Genomic DNA, 19,277 nt, shown 5'->3' on the forward strand with positions numbered 1-19,277 from the left:
CGCCATGCGTGGCTGGCGCGTCCATGAGATTACCGAAGACGGCGCCATGGTGTTCGGCGAGTGCCCGGACCCGCGCGCGACCGGCGACGGCTGCGTGCTGGAAGTGGCGGCGGCGGGGGTCAACTTCCTCGATACGCTGATGATCCGCGGCCGCTACCAGGTGAAGCCGCCCCTGCCCTTCACCCCCGGCATCGAGGTGGCCGGCACGGTGGTGGAGGCGGGACCCGACAGCCCGTTCCGCCCCGGCGACCGCCTGTGCGCGCTGATGGACCACGGCGGCTTTGCCGATCATGCGGTGGTGCCGGCGCTGGGCGCGCAGAAGCTGCCCGACGACTTCCCGTTGCGCGAGGCCGTGGCCCTGCCGGTGATCTATCCCACCGCCCACCTCGCCCTGCGCCACCGCGCCGGCCTGAAGGCGGGCGAGACGGTGCTGGTGCATGCGGGCGCGGGCGGCGTCGGTTCCGCCGCCATCCAGCTGGCGCGCCACTGGGGGGCGCGGGTGATCGCCACCGCCGGCGGGCCGCAGAAGACCGCCCTGTGCCGCGACCTCGGCGCCGACGAGACCATCGACTATGCCGCCGAGCCGCTGGTGGAGCGGGTGAAGGAGATCACGCAAGGCCGGGGCGTGGATGTCATCGTCGATCCGGTGGGCGGCAAGGTGGCGGTGGACAGCCTGAGGTGCCTCGCCTGGGGCGGGCGGCTCGTCATCGTCGGCTTTGCCGGCGGGGCGGTGGCGGAGCTGCCCTCCAACCGTCTGCTGTTGAAGAACGCCGCCGCCATGGGCGTCTATTGGGGCGCCTACCGCCAGCATCATCCCGAACTGGTAAGCGCCATGTTCGACGAACTCTTCGACCTGCGCCGGACCGGGGCCATCGTCCCGCTCATCCGCGATGTCTTCCCGCTGGCTGAGGCGCCGGCGGCGCTGGAGGCTCTGGCGGGCCGCCGCACCGTGGGCAAGGTGGTGCTGGAGCCGTGAGCCGCGGAAGGGGCCAACGTGGGCCTCGCATAAAGTGATTTGAACGCCAGCGGACGGGGCCCGCGAAGCGGCCGCAAGTGCCGCGCCGGGCCTGCCGGGAGGAAGCCATGATCAGACACGAAGTGCATTTCGGCCGGATGGTGCCGTGCTTCATCGACCGCCCGCCCAGCGTCGATGCCCTGTTCCGATCCTGGGCTGAGCGCACGCCGGATGCGCTCGCCGTGGTGGATGGCGAGCGGCGCGTCACCTATGGCGCGCTCGATGCGGCGGTGGAGCGGCTGGCGGACGGGCTGTTCGCCCATGGGGTGCGCAAGGGCGAACGCGTCGCCACGCTGGTGGGCAACCATCTGGCGGTGGTGGAGCTTTCGCTGGCCTGCGCGCGGATCGGCGCCATCCACGTGACCCTCGACATCCGCCAGCGACGGCCGGAGATCGCCTATATCCTCGCCCAGAGCGGGGCCATGATGCTGGTCCACGATGCTGCCTGCGCCGGAGAGCTGCCGGAGGGCGCGGACGTGCCCGAGCTGCGCCACCGCTTCGTCGCGGGCGGCAGCGCGGCAGGTTCGACCCCTTACGAAACCCTGTTCGCGCAACCCGCATCCGACCGCGTCGCCGATGTCGCGGAAGAGGATCCCTTCTGCATCCTCTACACCTCGGGCACCACCGGGAAGCCCAAGGGCGCCGTGCTGACCAACCTCGGCGTCATCCATTCCGGCCTTCATTATCGCTACGCACTGGGGCTGGAGCCAAGCGACCGCACCGTGCTCGCCGTGCCCAACGCGCACATGACGGGGCTCGTGGGCGTCATCCACGGCACGCTGGCGGCGGGGGCGTGCCTCATCCTCATGGGCCAGTTCAAGGCCCGGCTGTTCCTGGAGCTGGCGGCGCGGGAGAAGCTGACCGCGGCGCTCATGGTGCCGGCCATGTACAACCTCTGCCTGCTCGATCCGCAGTTCGAGCAAATCGACCTCTCCAGCTGGCGCATCGCGGCCTTCGGCGGCGCCCCCATGCCGGAGGCCAACGCCCGCCGGCTGAAGGAGAAGAGCCCGAAGCTCACCTTGTTCAACGTCTACGGTGCCACCGAGACCAGCTCTCCCGTCGCCATCCTGCCGCGCGACGCCCCGCCCGAGCGGCTCGACAGCGTCGGCCGGGTGATGGCCTGCATCGACCTCAAGGTCATGGACGAGGACGGCCGCGAGGTGCCCCCCGGCACGGCGGGCGAATTGTGGATCGCCGGCGCTTCCGTCGTGCCCGGCTACTGGCGCAATCCCGAGGCCGACGCCACCGCCTTCGTCGGCGGCTACTGGCGCTCGGGCGACGTGGGGTCCATGGACGCCGAGGGCTACCTCAAGGTGTTTGATCGCAAGAAGGACATGATCAACCGCGCCGGCTACAAGGTCTATTCGGCGGAGGTGGAGAGTGTGCTGGTGTTCCACCCGGACGTTTCCGAGGCCGCCGTGGTGGGCTATCCCGATCCGGTGCTGGGCGAGCGGGTGGAAGCCTTCGTGGTGGCCGGCGCCGACCTCAGCGTGGACGAGCTGCGCCGCTTCTGTGCCGCGCGGCTCTCCGACTACAAGGTGCCGGACCGCGTCACCATCCTGCCAGACGGCCTGCCGCGCAATCCGAACGGCAAGGTGATGAAGAACGTGCTGCGCGAACGCGCGGCGGGCTGAGGGGGCGCCTCGACAGGATTCACCAACCAGCCTATGCAAGATAAGTCCGGATGACCGGGAACGCGGGACGAGAGCGAGGACAGATGGCGCAGACGAAGGAGGCGCGCGAGGCCGGGACGGCGGAACCCGCTTCCGTGTTCGCGCCCATCACCCCCGCACCGGCCTACAAGCTGGTGGCGGACGCCATCGAGCGGCAGATCGTCTCCGGCCGGGTGCGGGCCGGCGACGCCCTGGGCACCGAGGCGGAGCTGGTGCGCCAGTTCGGCGTCAACCGCTCCACCGTGCGCGAGGGCATCCGGCTGCTGGAGCAGAGCGGCCTGATCCGGCGCGATTCCAGCCGCCGGCTGTTTGCCGCCGTGCCCCATTACGACCGGTTTGCCGGGGGCATCAGCCGCGCCTTCGTGCTCAACGAGATCACCTTCCGCGAGCTGTGGGAATCCACCCTGGCCATCGAGACCGCGGTGGCGGAGCTGGCGGCGGAGCGGATCACGGACGAGATTCTGGCCGAGCTGGAAGACAACATGAAGAAATCGGAGAAGGCGCTGAAGAAGCCCTCCGAACTGGCGCTGCTCGACATCGAGTTCCACGACATCCTCGCCCGCGCCTCCGGCAACCGCGTGCTCCAGTTTGCCCGCGAGCCGGAGAACAAGCTGTTCTTCCCCACCACCGAGATGCTGTTCCGGCGCAACGCCCACGCCGCCGAGCGCAACAAGGCGGCCCACGCCGCCATCCTCACGGCCCTGCGCGCCCGCGACAAGGCCGAGGCGGTGCTGTGGATGCGCCGGCACATCAACGACTGGAAGCGCGGCTTCGAGCTGATCGGCAAGTCCATCGACCAGGCCATCGACAGGACCTACGCCGAGGATTGAGAGCCCACCACGTCCGGATGCGGGCCGCCGGCGTGCATTCCCTTGACCCCAAAGTTACTCATGAGTAACCTCTCTTCCAATAGGTCGGACAGCCTCCCCCAAGGCCGTCTCCACCCTCCCGGCCGGACCCTGCGATGGCGCCCCCGAAACCGACCGACACCGCGCTGGCGGACCCCTCGCCTTGGCGCTCTCCCGCCCAGCGCGGGCGTGACCGGGCGCTGAAGCGCGAGGCGGTGCTGAAGGCGGCGGCGCGGCTGTTCAACGAGAAGGGCTTCCACGCCACCTCGCTGGACGACGTGGCGCGGCAACTGAACGTCACCAAGCCGACCCTCTATCATTACTTCCGCAGCAAGGACGACGTGCTGTTCGAATGCTGCCGCATGGGGCTGGAGATGATCGAGGCGGCGGCGGCGCCGGTTCCCGGCGCCCATGCCAGCGGCCTTGAGCGGCTGCGGGCGCTGATGGAGCAATATGCCGAGGCCATGACCATGGATTTCGGCATGAGCATCACCCGCACCCCCGACACCGCCCTCTCGCCTGAGAACCGCGCCGAGCTGCGGCGCCTGAAAGCGGCGATCGACCGGGCCCTGCGCGGCGTGATCCAAAGCGGCATCGAGGATGGCTCCATCGCCCCCTGCGATGTGCGCACCGCCGCCTTCGCCATCGCCGGGGCGCTGAATGCCATCGCCCACTGGTACAAGCCCGGCGGCGCCCTCGCGCCGGCCGAGATCGCCCGGCAGACCGCCGATTTTCTCATCCAGGGGCTCGCGCCCCGCACCCCAGAACGACGCCAGCCACGGCGCTGAGCCTCGTCCCATAACGGAGGAAACCCCATGGCCCTGCCTGCCGCATTCCGCGACCTTGCCATCCCGGCCATTGCCTCGCCCATGTTCCTCGCCTCCGGCCCCGACCTGGTGGTGGAGGTGTGCCGCAGCGGGCTGGTGGGCACCTTCCCGGCCCTCAACGCGCGCACCAGCGACGCCTATGCGGCCTGGCTCGGCGAGATCGAGGACCGGCTCGCCGGGGCGGCGCAGGCCGGCCCGCGCCCAGCGCCCTATGGGGTCAACCTCATCGTCCACAAGTCCAACCCGCGCCTTGCCGCCGACATCGAGCTGACGGTGAAGCACAAGGTGCCGCTGGTTATCACCTCCCTCGGCGCGGTGCGCGAGGTGGTGGATGCGGTGCACAGCTATGGCGGCGCCATCTTCCACGACGTGGTCAACATGCGCCACGCCCGCAAGGCGGCCGAGGCCGGCGTGGACGGCATCATCGCCGTGTGCGCGGGGGCCGGTGGACATGCAGGCACCCTCAGCCCGTTCGCCCTCATCCCCGAGATCGCCAGCTTCTTCACCGGCACCATCGTCCTGTCCGGTGCCATGAGCACCGGCCGCCACATCGCCGCCGCCCGCATGCTCGGCGCCGACATGGCGTATCTCGGCACCCGCTTCCTCGCCACGCGGGAATGCATGGTGCCCGACGCCCAGAAGGAGATGGTGGTCGGGGCCAGCGCCGACGACATCGTCTACACCCCCAAGGTCAGCGGCGTGCCGGCGAATTTCCTGCGCCAGAGCCTGGCCGCTGCCGGCATCGACCTCGACCAGCCGAAGCATGAGGGCGGGCTGGACATGGCCAGCGAGGCCAAGGCCTGGAAGACGGTGTGGTCGGCCGGACAGGGCGTCGGCTCGGTGCGCGAGGTGCTGCCGGCTGCAGAGCTGTGCCGCCAGCTCATCGCCGAATACCACGCCGCCCGCCGCGAGGTGGCGCAGGAGGAGGCCGCCGCCCTCACCCCCGCCGCCTGAGAGCGGTCTAAAGCCCCTCTCCCGCGAGGGAGGGGGCGACTGTGGAGGGGGCAGCGCTTTCAGGCTCCCACACACCGTCGCCGTCCGGCTTGACCGGACGGCCCATGGCCCGGCCGGGACCAAGCGGCGGCGGGCGGGACAAGCGGAGAGATGGCCCCTCCGGTCAAGCCGGAGGGCGACGATGGTGACAAACGGCTGGGCAAGCGCGGTCTCTCCCTCTCCCGCGAGCGGGCTAGGGTTCCGGCGCGCACGCCTTCGAAGCCGCTGACGTTCAAACTGAACCAGCACTGCTGTTTCGCACATATTGACAAGGCCGGGGACGGCTGGAATAGTTTGTCGGACAAACCGATAAACCACTCAACGATGGACGGCCTCCGGCGCATTCACCCTGCCGGCGCGCATTACCATCGGCACAACCAGATTCAGGGGAAACGCATGGCACAGGTGGTGGTGGGCGGGGTGGGCATGACCCGCTTCGTGAAGCCGAGCGAAAGCCCGAGCTACGTGGCGCTGGCCGGCGAGGCGGTGCGCAGCGCGCTGGCCGACGCCGGGATCGACTATGGCAAGGTCCAGCAGGCCTATGTGGGCTACGTCTATGGCGATTCCACCAGCGGCCAGAAGGCGCTCTACAGCGTGGGCCTCACCGGCATCCCGGTGGTGAACGTGAACAACAATTGCGCCACCGGCTCCACCGCCCTTTGGCTGGCCCGCAATGCGGTACTGTCGGGACAGGCCGAATGCGTGCTGGCGCTCGGCTTCGAGCAGATGCAGCCGGGCGCGCTGGTGGAGCACTGGAAGGACCGCCCGGGTCCACTGGAAGACTTCATCCAGGTCACCACCGAGGTGGCCTATGACGGCGACGTGCCCATGGCGCCGAAGATGTTCGGCGGCGCCGGCATCGCCCATCAGAACAAGTACGGCACGAAGGATACCACCTTCGCAGCCATCCGCGCCAAGGCCAGCCGCCATGCGGTCCACAATGCCCGCGCCATCTTCCGCAAGGAGGTGAGCGTCGAGGAGGTGATGGCCTCGCCGCCGGTGACGCGCCTGCTCACCCGCCTGCAATGCTGCCCGCCCACCTGCGGCGCGGCGGCCGCCATCCTGTGCACGCCGGAGTTCGCGCGGCGGCACGGCATCGACACCACCGTGACCATCGCCGCCCAGGCAATGACCACCGACTTTCCCTCCAGCTTCGAGCCGGACCTGATGCGGGTGGTCGGCTACGACATGACCGCCGCGGCTGCGACCTCGGTGTGGGCGCAGGCGGGCCTCGGCCCCGACGACGTGGACGTGGCCGAGCTGCACGACTGCTTCACCGCCAACGAGCTGATCACCTATGAGGGACTCGGCTTCTGCCCGGAGGGCGGGGCGGAGAAGTTCATCCTCGACGGCGACAACACCTATGGCGGCAAGGTGGTCACCAATCCCTCGGGCGGGCTGCTCTCCAAGGGCCATCCGCTGGGGGCCACTGGGCTCGCCCAGTGCTTCGAGCTGACCGGCCAGTTGCGCGGCACCATGGAGGCGCGGCAGGTGGAGGGCGCGCGGGTGGCGCTCCAGCACAATCTCGGCCTCGGCGGCGCCTGCGTGGTCACGCTCTACACCGCGGACCGGGGCGCGCGATGATCGACCGCAGCTTCATCGGCCACGTGTTCGATCCGTTCACGGTGGAGGTGGAGAAGGGGCGCATCCGCTTCTTCGCCCGCACCATTGGCGAGACCAATCCGGTCTTCACCGACGAAGAGGCGGCCCACGCGGCGGGATATGCCTCCCTGCCCCTCCCGCCGACACAATTGTTCTGCCTGGAAATGGACGGGCCGGACCCGTTCCTGTTCTTCAACCGTCTCGGCCTGGACTTCGCGCGGCTACTGCACGGCGAGCAGTCCTTCGCCTATAGGCGGGTGGTGTGCGCCGGCGAGCGGCTCACCTTCACCCAGAAGGTGGCGGACATCTACGACAAGAAGAACGGCGCACTGGAATTCGTGCTGCGCGAGACCGCCGTGGACGATGAGGCCGGCCGGCGCGTCGCCGATCTGAAATCCACCCTCGTGATCCGCAACGGCTAGGGGCAGGCAACCATGACAGATCTCGGGACCCTTGCCGCTCCTCACGCCCCTACCCTCGCGGTCGGCGACATCTTCGCCACGCTGGAGCTTGCCCCCGTCACCCGCACCCAGCTGGCGCTCTATGCTGGCGCCTCGGGCGACCACAACCCCATCCACATCGACATCGATTTCGCCCACGCCGCCGGGGAAAAGGACGTGTTCGCCCAGGGCATGTTCGTCATGGCCTCCCTCGGCCGGCTGCTGACGGCCAACGCGCCGCTCACCGCGCTGCGCTCCTTCGGGACACGGTTCCTCGCCATGACCCGCCTCGGCGACCGCCTCACCCTCACCGCCACAGTGGCGGAGCTGCTTGAGGCGGAGGGGGAGCAGCGCGTGCGCCTCGACCTTGCCGTCCGCGACCAGAACGGCGAACAGAAACTTTCCGGCGCGGCGATCCTCGCGCTCGGCCTCCAGAACGGCCCCCTGGACCTTTGAAAGGCGCAGTCATGACGAAGCTTACGGGCAAGGTCGCCTATGTGACCGGGGCCGGCCGCGGCATCGGCCGGGCCATCGCCCTGAAACTGGCGAGCGAAGGCGCGCGCCTCGTCCTCAACGACCTGGACGTCGAGCCGGTGGAGGCCGTCCGCGCCGAGATCCTGGCGCTGGGCGGCGAGGCCATCGCGGTGCCGGGATCGGTGACCGCCGAGGGCTTCGCCCAGAGCTTCATCGATCATGGCATCGCGGCGTTCGACGGTGTGGACATCATCGTCAACAATGCCGGCTACACCTGGGACAGCCTGATCGGCAAGATGAGCGACGCGCAGTTCGACGCCATCCTCGACGTGCACCTGAAGGCGCCGTTCCAGATCCTGCGCGCCGCCGCCGAGCCGATCCGCATCCGCGTGGCGCAGGAGGCCGCCGAGGGGCGCGAGGTGTTCCGCAAGGTGGTGAACATCTCCTCCATCGCGGGCACCGGCGGCAACATGGGGCAGGCCAATTATGCCTCCGCCAAGGCGGGCGTCATCGGCCTCACCAAGACGCTGTCGAAGGAGTGGGGACGCTTCAAGGTGAACGTGAACTGCGTCGCCTTCGGCCTCATCGAGACCCGCATGACAGCGGCCTCCGAGACCAAGGCATCCATCACCGTGGAGGGCAATCAGGTGGCCATCGGCCTGCCGCCCAAGGTGCTGGACGGCTTCCGCAGCCTCATCCCGCTGGGCCGCGCCGGCACGCCGGAGGAAGCCGCCGACGGCGTCTATCTCTTCTGCGCGCCGGAATCCAACTATGTCAGCGGGCAGGTGCTGGTGGTCGGCGGCGGCATCTCCTTCTAGTACCATCGGCCTCGGTCTTCGACCGATGCCAAGTGGATGACGCTGCACAACTCGGGTGTTCCCGAGTTGTGATTTTTAGAACCGGTTCCGGCAATGGCCGGAGCCGGGTGCCGCGCGGGCATTGGCGCGCCGCGCTACACCGCACCTGCGGGAAGTTGGCCCCAAGTTTGCGTGTTGCTCTTCACCAGCGTTCCGCGCGGATGAAGAGGTCAGCAATGTCGGACGAAGCCCTGCAGTCGGTGGTCGTGGCCAGGAAGACGGTCGAGGCCGAGAACATGGTCTCCTTCGAGCTCGTCCCCGCCGAGGGCGGCGAGCTGGCGCCCTTCACGCCGGGCGCGCATGTGGACGTGACCATTCCCGGTGGCCTCATGCGCCAGTATTCGCTGTGCAACAGCGCCAGCGAGCGCCATCGCTACGTGATCGGCGTCTGGAAGGATGCCAACAGCCGCGGCGGCTCCAAGGCCCTGTTCCAGCAGGTGAACGAGGGCGACCGCCTGCAGGTGGGCGAGCCGCGCAACCGCTTCGCGGTGCCGCGCGACGTGAAGCGCGCCTTGCTGTTCGCCCGCGGCATCGGCGCCACGCCGGTGCTCTCCATCGCCGACCACCTGAAGGCGAAGAACATCCCGTTCGAGTTCCACTATCTGTTCGCCGGCGGCTCGCCGGGCTCGTTCCGCGCCACCATCGAGGCCTCGGCCTTCGCCGAGAACACCACCTTCTATTTCGAGGCCACCGAGCCCCGCCTGAACCCGGCGACCCTGCTCGCCGACCGGCCGGACGACACCCATCTGTTCCTGTGCGGCGTGGACTGGTGGCTTGATCCGGTCATCGCCAACGCCCAGCAGAAGGGCTACGGCGTCAACCGCATCCATGTGGAGCGCTTCACCGCCAAGGCGCCCCCGCCGCTGCTGGACAAGGTGTTCGACGTGAAGATCGCCTCTTCCGGCAAGGTCATCAAGATCCCCGGCGACCGTTCCGTCACCGCCGCGCTGGAGGAAGCCGGCGTGAAGGTGCCCACCTCCTGCGAGCAGGGCGCCTGCGGCACCTGCAAGGTGAAGGTGCTGGAAGGCGAGATCGACCACCGCGACAAGCGCCTGAAGCCCGAGGAGAAGGAAAAGGGCTATTTCCTCGCCTGCGTGTCGCGTGCCAAAGGCGACCTGCTGGTGTTGGATTTGTGACAATTCCACTTCGGGCGGCTTCGCGTTTCATGAACCCGCGAAGCCGCTCTCGAAGTCGAGTTCGTGCGTTTTCTTCACGCGAACCGTTCTCCATTTCGCCTGAAGACGTTCCAGGCCCCGTGCGGTCACAGCGCAAGGAATGAACCCCATGGTTTCCGAAGAAGACGTCTGGCGGACCGCCTTCATCATCGCCGACCAATACGGCCCCGAGGGCGTGGACTTCGCCGCGCGCATGGCCCAGAGCTTCGAGATCGGCGGCAAGATGGAGGAGCACCGCGCGTGGGCCTCCATCACCGCCAAGGTGGCGACGCTCACCGCCGAAGACGGCGAGTTCCACCGCCCGAACTGACGGCGCGCCCGAATCGTCAACTTATTGTCGTCCGTTTATTGCCGCCCTGTCCGGACCTCCCCTGCCCGCCCGCGCCCTGCGGCTCTGGCGCGCAGGGCGGTCCTGCATGGGCGAAGGTCCAGCGGCGGCGGGGAAAATCCCCTGTGATTTGCGCCCATCCGGCCCCTTGAAATTACGGGGTCGTGCGCGTAGGTTCCGCGCTCTCCGCCGAAGCCCCCGGCATCGGCGGTGTGCAGGTGTAGCTCAGTTGGTTAGAGCGCCGGTCTGTGGAACCGGAGGTCGGTGGTTCGAGCCCACCCACCTGTACCACATCAAACCCGTCCAAATTAACAGCTTCTGGCAATGGTCTCCTTCAGCGCCGCGGGCTGCTGTCGGGCATGGTGCCACCCTGTCACCACGGACACGGAAGTCGGGGGCGCCCATGCTGAACCCTGTCCTCTCCTCACACGCTCTTCCCACGCCCCGTTGGCGCTGACACTGCGTCTATTGCCTTCGCTGCATTGCAACGTTGGGTTTCAGTACCTAGTCTTGCCATGATTGCGTCAGGGGTGGGGGCCGTGTTGTGGCTGGGGAAATCGAGGACTCGGTCGCATTGGCTGAAGGCGCCGCTGCCGAGGTGGGAATCGTCGCGGATCTTGCGTCCTCGTTCACCTTCGCCTCGCACCAGAACGCGGTGCCGGTGCTGCGTGGCCTCACCCTCACCAATACCACCGAGGTGCATCTGACCGGCTGCCGGCTGGAGGTGACCTCGGCCCCGCCTTTCGTGCGCGCCAGAAGCTGGACCGTTGATCGCCTCGCCCCGGGCGACACGCTGGCGCTGTCCGACCGCCGGCTGGATCTCGATCCCGCCTATCTCGACGGCCTCGACGAGGCTGAGCGGGGCGAGGTGCGCTTCGTGCTGCGGCGGGGCGAAGAGATCCTCGCGGAGGCGCGCAGCGAGGTGCGCCTGCTCGCCCGCGACGAATGGGGCGGCGTCGCGGACATGGCGCAATTGCTGCCGGCCTTCGTGATGCCCAACGATCCGGCGATTTCCCGCCTGTTGCGCGCCGCCTCGGACAAGTTGGCCGAACACAAGCTGCCTCCCGGCATGGACGGCTACCAGAGCAACGATCCGCGCCGGGTCCGGCTTCTGGCGGCAGCGCTCTACAGCGCCATCGCCGCGCAGGACACCCATTATGCCGAGCCGCCGGCGAGCTTCGAGCGCCGGGGGCAGAAGATCCGCCGGCCCTCCATCATCGCCGACACCGGGCTTGCCACCTGCCTCGACACCACGGTGCTGTTCGCAGCGGCGTTCGAGGCCGCCGGCCTCAATCCGGTGCTGCTGCTGTTCGAGGGCCATGCCGCGGCCGGCGTCTGGCTGGCGAAGCGCACCCTGCCCGAGGCCGTGACCAGCGATGTCATGGAGCTGCGCAAGGCCCTCGCGGCGAACGAGCTGATGGTGTTCGAGACCACCGCCATCACCCGCCGCCCGGTGCTGTCCATCGATCAGGCCCACGCCGCGCTGCTGCCGCGCCTGTCGCCGGAGCGCGAGCACGAGTTCCGCGCCGCCATCGATGTCCGCCGCCTGCGCGATGGCGGCATCGCCCCGCTCGCCACCCATATGGCGGCTCCGGCCGGCGGCGAGGGTCCTCGCGGTCCCATCGACGTTCCGCTGCCAGGCCTCGGGGGCGAGCCGCAGCCCGAGCCGCCAGCCATCGAGCCCAAGCCGGCGACGCCGCAGGATCGCATCGCGCGCTGGCAGAAGAAGCTGCTCGACCTCACCCTGCGCAACCGCCTCCTGAACTTCCGGGACGGCAAGAAGACCGTGCCGTTCCTGTGCACGGATGTCGCCTATCTGGAGGACCGGCTGGCCGGCGGGGCGGGTATCCGCATCATCTGCCTGCCGGAACAAAATCCCCTCGGCGAACGCGACGCCGGCACCTATCGCGACCAGCGCGGCGAGGATCTCGACCGCCGCTATGCCGCCGAGGCCCTGGGGCGCGACGAGCTGCCCTCGCCCCTCGCGAGCCGCGATCTGGAGGCGCGCCTCGTCGATCTCTACCGCGAGGTGAAGAACGACCTGGCTGAAGGCGGCACCAACACGCTGTTCCTCGCCGTCGGCTTCCTGCGTTGGCGCCGCGCCGGCGAGGCGCGCATCTACCGGGCGCCGCTGCTGCTGGTGCCGGTGCGGCTGGAGCGCACCGCCGCCACCGCCCGCTTCACGCTGCGCTTCCATGAGGACGAGCCGCGCTTCAACGCCACCCTGCTGAAGTTCCTGGAGGAGGAGTTCGAGCTGCGCCTGCCGCAGTTCGAGGGCGATCTGCCCACCGACGATGCCGGCATCGACGTGCTGCGCCTGCTCGCGGAAGTGCGCCGCGCCGTTCGCGACGTGCCGGGAATGGAAGTGGCGGACGAGACCGCCCTCGCCACCTTCTCCTTTGCCAAGTACCTGATGTGGAAGGATCTGGTCGATCGCACCGATCTGCTGCGGCAGAACCGGGTGGTGCGCCACCTGATCGACACGCCGGAGGAGTCGTTCCCCGGCATCGGCGTGCCCGCGCCGGAGGAGAAGGACCTCGACCGCGCCTTCGCCCCGACCGACATCGTGAGCCTGCTGCCGGCGGATTCCTCGCAAAGCGTCGCCAGCCTGATGGCGGCGCGGGGCCACGACATGGTCCTCATCGGCCCGCCGGGCACGGGCAAGAGCCAGACCATCGCCAACATGATCGCCCACTGCCTGTCGGTGGGAAAGACGGTGCTGTTCGTGGCGGAGAAGGCTGCGGCCCTCAGCGTCGTCCATCGCCGGCTGCGTGAGCACGGCCTCGGCCCCCATTGCCTGGAGCTGCATTCCAGCAAGGCCGATCGCAAGAGCTTCCTGGCCCAGCTCAAGGCCTCGTGGGAGCACGGCAACGCACGGGACGACGGCGCCTGGACCGCCGCCAACCGCGATCTCGGCCTGCGCCGGGACGAGCTCAATGCCTATGTGGCGGCCCTGCACCGTCCGTGCGCGAACGGGCTCAGCATCTATGCGGCCCTTGGCCTCGTGCTGCGAGACGAGGCCAAGGTGGTGCCGGAGCTGCGGTTTTCCAGCTCCGAGACGCACGATCCGCAGATGCTTCGGGCACTGGAAGATCTGGCCGACAAGCTGGGCCGAACCTATGCGGCGGCCGGCGTCCGCCCGGCCCTGAGCTTCGTCCGGGCGGCCGACTGGTCCAATGCCTGGCAGCAGCAGCTCCTCGCTGCGGCGCTCGCCCTGAAGGGTGCATCGGACGCCCTGGACAGCGCCTTCCAGGGCTTCCGCTCCGCCCTCGGGCTTCAGGCGAGCCCCGGGAGCCTGCCGGCGGAGATCGAACGCTTCGCAGCGCTGTCGAAGGCCATCGAGGACTGCGCCGGGGCGGACCACACCATTCTGTTCGAGCCCGACTTCGAAGACCTCGCCCCGGCGCTGCGGGCGCTTGAGACCGCCGTCTCCGCCGTGCGCGCGGTGGAGGGCGAGATCGCCGGACGCTTTGCCCGCGCCGAAATCGCGCGCATTCCGGTGGACGATATCGAGCGCGACTGGCGCATGGCGTCCGCTGCCACGTGGCCCCTGCGGCTCCTCCAGCAGTCGAAGGTGCGCAACCTGCTGGCCACCTATGCCACCTCCGGCAAGCCGGAACCGCAGCAGGTGCTGCCGCTGCTGCGGCGCATGCAGGCGTTGATGAAGGAGATCGCAGAAAGTCCTCTCGCCGGCCGGTCGGTACCGTTCGCGGGAGCCGACAGTGACGTGAAGGCCATCGGCGCCCTGATCGAACGGGCGCGGGTGCTGCGCGACGCCTTCTTCGCCCTCACCCTGCCCGAGGCGGAGGCTGACGCGGCGGTGGGATCGTTCGGAGCGCTCGTGACCGGCGGAACGGATGCCTATGGCGTCACGGCTGCCGGCCGGGGCTTGCGCGCGGCGCTCACCGCGTTCACGGCGCAGGCCGATACGTTCGCCGCCGTGGCGGGATGTCCGCGCGCCGCCATCGCCGAGGCCGGGAGCCTGTCCGACCTCGCAGGGGCGATGGTGGAGCTGATCGCCGCCAAAGGCGCGCTGGCCGATTGGACCACATGGCTGGGGGTGCGGCAGACGGCCCTTGCCCACGGGCTCGGTGCCCTGGTGGAGGCGCTTGAAGCCGGGGCGCTGGCGCCGGGCGCGACCGCGGCGGCGTTCCGCCTTGCCTACGCGCGCTGGTGGCTCCCGCTTGCCCTCGATGCCGACCCGGTGTTGCGCCGGTTCCGGCGCCACCAGCACGACCACGCCATCGGCGATTTCCGCCGGCTGGACGATTTGGTCCGCGCCCATGTTGCCGAGCACGTGAGCCGCTGCATCAATCACGGGTTGCCGGCGATGCAGGCCGTGCCGCCCAACTCCGAACTCGGCCGCCTGCGTCACCAGATGACGCTGCAGCGCCCGAGCAGGTCCATCCGCGACATGATCGGCGCCCTGCCCCAGACCTTCGGCAAGCTCGCCCCGTGCATGCTGATGTCACCCCTGTCCATCGCCCAGTATCTGCCCGCCGGCCATGCGCTGTTCGACGTGGTGATCTTCGACGAGGCCTCCCAGATCACCACCTGGGACGCGGTGGGGGCCATCGCGCGCGGACGGCAGACCATCATCGTCGGCGACCCCAAGCAGCTGCCCCCGACCAACTTCTTCGGCCGCAACGAGGACGAGGAGGAGGACGAGGAGGTCCAGCGCGACCTGGAGAGCATTCTGGACGAGGCCCGGGCCTCCGGCCTGCCGGTGCGCCTGCTGAGCTGGCATTACCGCAGCCGGCACGAGGCGCTCATCGCCTTCTCCAACCACCACTATTACGGCAACCGCCTCATCACCTTCCCGTCGCCGGAGGTGGAGGACAAGGCGGTGAAGCTCCACGCCGTTCCCGACGGCGTCTATGATCGCGGCAAGAGCCGCACCAACCTGATCGAGGCGCGCGCCGTGGCCGAGGCGGCGGTGGCCCGCATGCGCGCCTGGGCGGCCCTGCCGGAGAAGGCGCGGCCGACCCTCGGCATCATCACCTTCAACGCCCTCCAGCAGGCGCTCATCCAGGACCTCCTGGACGCGGCGCGGGCCGAGGCTCCGGAGATCGAGTGGTTCTTCTCCGACGATCGCTACGAGCCGGTCATCGTGAAGAATCTGGAGAATGTGCAGGGCGACGAGCGCGACGTCATGTTCTTCTCCATTACCTTCACCAAGGATGCCGCTGGGGCACGCCGCGTCGATTTCGGCGCGCTGAACCGCGAGGGCGGCGAACGGCGGCTTAACGTCGCCGTCACCCGGGCGCGGCAGGAGCTGGTGGTGTTCTCCGGCACCCGCGCGGAGGACATCGATCTCGACCGCACCAAGGCCCTCGGCGTGCACCATCTCAAGGCCTTCCTGGACTTTGCCGCCCGCGGGGCGGTGGCGCTGGCGGGGCAGGATCGCGGGTCGCAGGGCGGCTACGAATCGCCGTTCGAGGAGGCGGTGGCCGAGGCGCTCGTCGCCCGGGGCTGGCATGTGGTGCCGCAGGTCGGCGTCTCCGGCTTCCGCATCGACCTCGGCGTCAAGCACCCGGAGCAGGGCGGCCGCTATCTCGCCGGCATCGAATGCGACGGCGCCACCTACCATCGCTCGGCCACCGCCCGCGACCGGGACAAGGTGCGCGAGGAAGTGCTTCGCGGCCTCGGGTGGGACATCCTGCGGGTCTGGTCCACCGACTGGTGGATCAACCGCGAGGAGGCCATCGCGCGGCTCGATCTGGCGCTGACCGAACTTATGGCCAGAAGCCGCGCCGAGGCACCGCAACAGCAGCTCGACAGCGCAGCGCAGACCCGCTGGGATCTGGGCACGGCGGTCGATCCCACGGCCGTCGCTGCGGACGAGACAACGGAACAGCCGGCACCGGATGAGCCGGATCCGGAAGAGACCGAAGAGTTGGAGACGGTGGCCGAGGGGCCGCTGAGGGACATGCTGGCGCCTGACGCAGCAGATCCTTCGGCAGCCGCTACCGTATTTTCAGGTTCGGGCCTGCCGCCGGACGGCCTTGCCGGTGCGCCGGTCTACCGCCCCGCGGACCTGTCCGGTTTTGCCGCCGATGCCGCGCAATTCTACGAGGACAGCTATGGGCCGCGTCTGGCCGCCATGGTGGAGGCGGTGCTGAACGCCGAGGCCCCGGTCCGCGAGGATGTGCTCGCCCAGCGGATCGCACGGGCCCATGGCTGGCTGCGCACCGGCTCACGCATCAAGGCCCAGATCGCTCTGCATCTGGCTTCGGTGGAGCGCACGCGCGAGACCACCGGCGATTTCCTGTGGCTGTCCGGCACGGTGTGCGAGCGCCTCCCCTTCCGCACATCGCCGGACGCGGCGCGCAGGGGGGTCGATGAAATCCCCCTTGCGGAACTCGTCTTCCTGGCATCCAACCACCCCAGGCTCTGGGAGGCCAGGGATCCGCCCCTGGCGCTCGCGCGCAGCATCGGCATCGAGCGCCTCGGCAGGGAGGCCCGCATGCGCCTTCACCTGGCCATCGCCCGGGTCGTGCCGTGAGGACGAGCGTGGAAGGGACGGGCCGCCTCACGAGACCTTCGGGGGGCGGTTGTAACCCGGCGGCTGGGTCCGCTCGAACGCCGCCGCCGCGCGCACCACATCGTCCTCGCAATGGGAGCGACCGACGATCTGGAGGCCGATGGGCATGCCCTCCGGCGACAGGCCGGCGCACACCGCCCCGGCGGGCTGGCCGGTGAGGTTGAAGGGATAGGTGTAGAACACCCACGACACGAGGTTGCGGTCCTCCAGCCCCTCCGGCAGGTTGCGGCCGGCCTCCAGCGCGCTCACCGGCAGCACCGGCGAGATGAGCAGGTCGTAGCGCTCGAAGAACAGCCGCATCTTCTCGCGCAGGGCGTAGCGGGCGAAGACGCTGGCGTAATAGCTCTTCATTTCCTGGCCGAGGGCCGGCATCAGGATGTCCGCCACCGCCGGGTCCAGAAGCTCACGCCGGTTTTCCAGCACGTCGCGCAGGCGGGTGCCCACTCCGGCGTAAAATTCCGCCGTCCACAGGTCGGCGGGGTCGGTGTCGAACACCTGCTCCACCTGTTCCACATGACAGCCCAGCGCCTCGAAGGTGCGGGCGGCGCGGGCGGTGGCCTCGACAACCTCGGGCGCGGGGCGGGCGTAGCCGAAGGTGGGGCTGTAGGCGATGCGCATGCCGGCCACTGAGGCCCGCGCCGCGCCCATCACGTCCGGCACCGGGCCGGCGACGGCGAAGGGATCGAGCCGGTCGTGCCCGGCCACGGCGGAAAACAGCAGCGCCGCATCCGCCATGGAACGGGCGATGGGTCCCACATGGGCGAGTGTCGGCGTCGCAGACGTGGGCCACACCGGCACCCGGCCGAACTGGCCTTTCAGGCCCGACAACCCGCTGAAGGCGCAGGGAATGCGGATGGAGCCGCCGCCATCGGTGCCCAGCGCGAACGGGGTGATGCCCGCCGCCACCGAGGCCGCCGCCCCCGCGCTCGACCCGCCCGGCGTCATGGCGAGGTTCCACGGGTTGCGGGTGATGCCGGTGAGCGGGCTGTCGCCGATGGGCTTGCAGCCGAATTCGCTGGTGGTGGTCTTGCCGATGAGAATGCCGCCCTGGGCCTTCGCCCGCTCCACGGCGGGGGCGTCCACCTCGGCGATATTGTCGGCCATGGCGCGGGAGCCGGAGGCATAGGGCGCGCCCTTCACCGCCATCAGGTCCTTGGCGGAAAACGGCAGGCCGTGGATGAGGCCCAGCGGCGCGCCCTTCATCACCGCATCCTCGGCGACGCGGGCGGCGGCCATGGCCTCCTCCTCCAGGATGACGAAGAAGGCGTTGAGGGTCGGCTGGGTGGCGATGGCGCGGTCGAGGGCGCGGCGTGTCAGCTCCACCGGGGAGACTTCGCGCCGGGCCACCATCCCGCGCAGGGCGAGGGCGCTCAGGGTGTCGAACTCGGCGGACATCAGGCTGCTCCGGCGCGGATTTTATTTGAGGGTCGTTGAAAATTTACATAAGGCATAGTCGCAATCCCCCCCGTCATGCCCGGGCTTGTCCCGGGCATCCACGCCGAACCGCTTGGTAAAACATGCGAATATCGTTCCCGGCCGCTCCGCGTGGATGGCCGGAACCCGCATGTTTGCGGGTTCCGTTCTCAGGGACGGAAGTCGGCAACACCCGACTTCCGGGACAAGCCCGGCCACGACGATGGTAAATCGCCCGCGAGGTGTGCGCTGCCATCTGAGCGAATTTCCAAACAGGCTCTTAGCGTTGGACCACGAAGGGAGTACTGCTGGATGGCCGACAGTGACCATCCAGCAGACCCATACGTCTCAGTCAGGGCAGAAGAGACGTATTCGCAAGCTCAATTGAGGACGGCGAAGGCGCGCACCGGCGATCCGGAGCCGCCCTTGAACTTCAGCGGCACGCCGAAGAACTGGAACTCGCCCTTGCCCACCAGTTCCTCCAGATTCACCAGCCATTCCCAGTGGCTCATGCCGAGTTCGCGGCACAGGCGGTGCTGGGCAAAGATGTTGTCGGTGGGCTTGTCGGTGGAGGGGCCTTCGACCCCCTGCATCATCGAGCCGCGCGCGTAGAGCCACTTGGTGGCTTCCACCGTCAGCAGCGGGTTCTTCCACACGGAATCCAGGCTCGGATAATTGCGGGCGTGGAAGCCGGTGCACAGCAGCACGATGTGGCCGTCCACCTTCACGCCGGCGGCCGCCTCGGCCTTCTCCAGATCCTCGTCGGTGATGTCGCCGAGGTCGGGGATGTGGCGCAGGTCGAAGCACACCGCCTTGCCCATGAACATGTCGAGGGGCATCTCGTCGATGGAGGCGCCGTCCGGCTTCACATGGCGATAGGCGTCCACATGGGTGCCCACATGGTCGAGCATGGCGATGAAATTGGTCTGGAAGGTCATGGCGTCGCCGGGCACGCCGAGGCCGAAGGCCTTGGAGCTTTCGTGGCTGAGGTGGGTGGTGATCACCGGGCGCTGAAACAGCTTGTGGGCGGGCATATTGTCTTCGATGAGCAGGCTGAGGTCGACAATTCTGGACATGGGGGCTCCTTG

At 69.0% G+C, this 19,277-nt stretch carries 14 protein-coding genes and 1 tRNA gene; 13 read left to right on the forward strand and 2 right to left on the reverse strand.

Features of this window, described 5'->3' with window-relative positions; genetic code table 11:
• Window positions 1-4: 4 nt before the first annotated feature.
• From FZ033_RS01630 to FZ033_RS01690, 13 genes are all read left to right on the forward strand, one after another.
• Entirely contained in the window at window positions 5-976 is a 972-nt protein-coding gene (locus FZ033_RS01630; RefSeq protein WP_149574425.1) for an NADPH:quinone oxidoreductase family protein, read from the forward strand.
• A 107-nt stretch (window positions 977-1,083) separates the two neighbouring features.
• Window positions 1,084-2,649 (forward strand): class I adenylate-forming enzyme family protein, encoded by a 1,566-nt coding sequence (locus tag FZ033_RS01635; protein WP_149574426.1) that lies wholly within the window; start codon window positions 1,084-1,086, stop codon window positions 2,647-2,649.
• Between the two features lie 83 nt (window positions 2,650-2,732).
• Window positions 2,733-3,518, forward strand: a complete 786-nt coding sequence (locus FZ033_RS01640; RefSeq protein WP_149574427.1) for a FadR/GntR family transcriptional regulator — start codon at window positions 2,733-2,735, stop codon at window positions 3,516-3,518.
• Window positions 3,519-3,652: 134 nt separating this feature from the next.
• Window positions 3,653-4,324 carry a TetR/AcrR family transcriptional regulator gene (locus tag FZ033_RS01645; RefSeq protein ID WP_149574428.1) on the forward strand — a complete coding sequence of 224 codons (672 nt, stop codon included), beginning with the start codon at window positions 3,653-3,655 and terminating at the stop codon, window positions 4,322-4,324.
• A gap of 27 nt (window positions 4,325-4,351) precedes the next feature.
• The gene (locus FZ033_RS01650; protein ID WP_149574429.1) at window positions 4,352-5,317 is read left to right on the forward strand and encodes an NAD(P)H-dependent flavin oxidoreductase; all 966 of its coding nucleotides are present in this window, start codon (window positions 4,352-4,354) and stop codon (window positions 5,315-5,317) included.
• Between the two features lie 435 nt (window positions 5,318-5,752).
• Entirely contained in the window at window positions 5,753-6,940 is a 1,188-nt protein-coding gene (locus tag FZ033_RS01655; protein ID WP_149574430.1) for a lipid-transfer protein, read from the forward strand.
• Window positions 6,937-7,380: a MaoC family dehydratase N-terminal domain-containing protein gene (locus tag FZ033_RS01660; RefSeq protein ID WP_149574431.1), complete on the forward strand. Its 444-nt coding sequence runs from the start codon at window positions 6,937-6,939 to the stop codon at window positions 7,378-7,380. The genes FZ033_RS01655 and FZ033_RS01660 overlap by 4 nt, the downstream gene beginning before the upstream one ends.
• A 12-nt stretch (window positions 7,381-7,392) precedes the next feature.
• Window positions 7,393-7,854: a MaoC/PaaZ C-terminal domain-containing protein gene (locus FZ033_RS01665; protein WP_149574432.1), complete on the forward strand. Its 462-nt coding sequence runs from the start codon at window positions 7,393-7,395 to the stop codon at window positions 7,852-7,854.
• An 11-nt stretch (window positions 7,855-7,865) separates the two neighbouring features.
• On the forward strand, window positions 7,866-8,690 hold the full coding sequence (locus FZ033_RS01670) for an SDR family NAD(P)-dependent oxidoreductase (RefSeq protein ID WP_149574433.1): 825 nt from the start codon (window positions 7,866-7,868) through the stop codon (window positions 8,688-8,690).
• A 215-nt stretch (window positions 8,691-8,905) separates the two neighbouring features.
• Window positions 8,906-9,865: a PDR/VanB family oxidoreductase gene (locus FZ033_RS01675; RefSeq protein WP_149574434.1), complete on the forward strand. Its 960-nt coding sequence runs from the start codon at window positions 8,906-8,908 to the stop codon at window positions 9,863-9,865.
• A gap of 148 nt (window positions 9,866-10,013) precedes the next feature.
• Window positions 10,014-10,214, forward strand: coding sequence for a hypothetical protein (locus FZ033_RS01680; RefSeq protein ID WP_012116034.1), 201 nt, complete (start codon window positions 10,014-10,016; stop codon window positions 10,212-10,214).
• A gap of 232 nt (window positions 10,215-10,446) precedes the next feature.
• Window positions 10,447-10,523: transfer RNA gene (locus tag FZ033_RS01685), tRNA-His, on the forward strand.
• A gap of 253 nt (window positions 10,524-10,776) precedes the next feature.
• Window positions 10,777-16,737 (forward strand): DUF3320 domain-containing protein, encoded by a 5,961-nt coding sequence (locus FZ033_RS01690; RefSeq protein WP_149574435.1) that lies wholly within the window; start codon window positions 10,777-10,779, stop codon window positions 16,735-16,737.
• A 27-nt stretch (window positions 16,738-16,764) separates the two neighbouring features.
• Here the strand turns inward: FZ033_RS01690 and FZ033_RS01695 are convergent, their stop codons facing one another.
• Window positions 16,765-18,171: an amidase family protein gene (locus FZ033_RS01695; protein ID WP_149574436.1), complete on the reverse strand. Its 1,407-nt coding sequence runs from the start codon at window positions 18,169-18,171 to the stop codon at window positions 16,765-16,767.
• Between the two features lie 398 nt (window positions 18,172-18,569).
• Window positions 18,570-19,265, reverse strand: coding sequence for a cyclase family protein (locus FZ033_RS01700; protein WP_012116032.1), 696 nt, complete (start codon window positions 19,263-19,265; stop codon window positions 18,570-18,572).
• Window positions 19,266-19,277 lie beyond the last annotated feature (12 nt).

This window comes from Xanthobacter oligotrophicus, assembly GCF_008364685.1.
Lineage (GTDB): Bacteria > Pseudomonadota > Alphaproteobacteria > Rhizobiales > Xanthobacteraceae > Xanthobacter > Xanthobacter oligotrophicus.

Excerpts from the sequence above, each read along its gene's own strand:
- FZ033_RS01635 (WP_149574426.1), top strand. The coding sequence starts at position 1,084 with ATGATCAGACACGAAGTGCATTTCGGCCGGATGGTGCCGTGCTTCATC.
- FZ033_RS01680 (WP_012116034.1), top strand. The coding sequence starts at position 10,014 with ATGGTTTCCGAAGAAGACGTCTGGCGGACCGCCTTCATCATCGCCGAC.
- FZ033_RS01640 (WP_149574427.1), top strand. The coding sequence starts at position 2,733 with ATGGCGCAGACGAAGGAGGCGCGCGAGGCCGGGACGGCGGAACCCGCT.
- FZ033_RS01645 (WP_149574428.1), top strand. The coding sequence starts at position 3,653 with ATGGCGCCCCCGAAACCGACCGACACCGCGCTGGCGGACCCCTCGCCT.
- FZ033_RS01670 (WP_149574433.1), top strand. The coding sequence starts at position 7,866 with ATGACGAAGCTTACGGGCAAGGTCGCCTATGTGACCGGGGCCGGCCGC.
- FZ033_RS01660 (WP_149574431.1), top strand. The coding sequence starts at position 6,937 with ATGATCGACCGCAGCTTCATCGGCCACGTGTTCGATCCGTTCACGGTG.
- FZ033_RS01650 (WP_149574429.1), top strand. The coding sequence starts at position 4,352 with ATGGCCCTGCCTGCCGCATTCCGCGACCTTGCCATCCCGGCCATTGCC.
- FZ033_RS01700 (WP_012116032.1), bottom strand. The coding sequence starts at position 19,265 with ATGTCCAGAATTGTCGACCTCAGCCTGCTCATCGAAGACAATATGCCC.
- FZ033_RS01630 (WP_149574425.1), top strand. The coding sequence starts at position 5 with ATGCGTGGCTGGCGCGTCCATGAGATTACCGAAGACGGCGCCATGGTG.
- FZ033_RS01665 (WP_149574432.1), top strand. The coding sequence starts at position 7,393 with ATGACAGATCTCGGGACCCTTGCCGCTCCTCACGCCCCTACCCTCGCG.
- FZ033_RS01695 (WP_149574436.1), bottom strand. The coding sequence starts at position 18,171 with ATGTCCGCCGAGTTCGACACCCTGAGCGCCCTCGCCCTGCGCGGGATG.
- FZ033_RS01675 (WP_149574434.1), top strand. The coding sequence starts at position 8,906 with ATGTCGGACGAAGCCCTGCAGTCGGTGGTCGTGGCCAGGAAGACGGTC.
- FZ033_RS01655 (WP_149574430.1), top strand. The coding sequence starts at position 5,753 with ATGGCACAGGTGGTGGTGGGCGGGGTGGGCATGACCCGCTTCGTGAAG.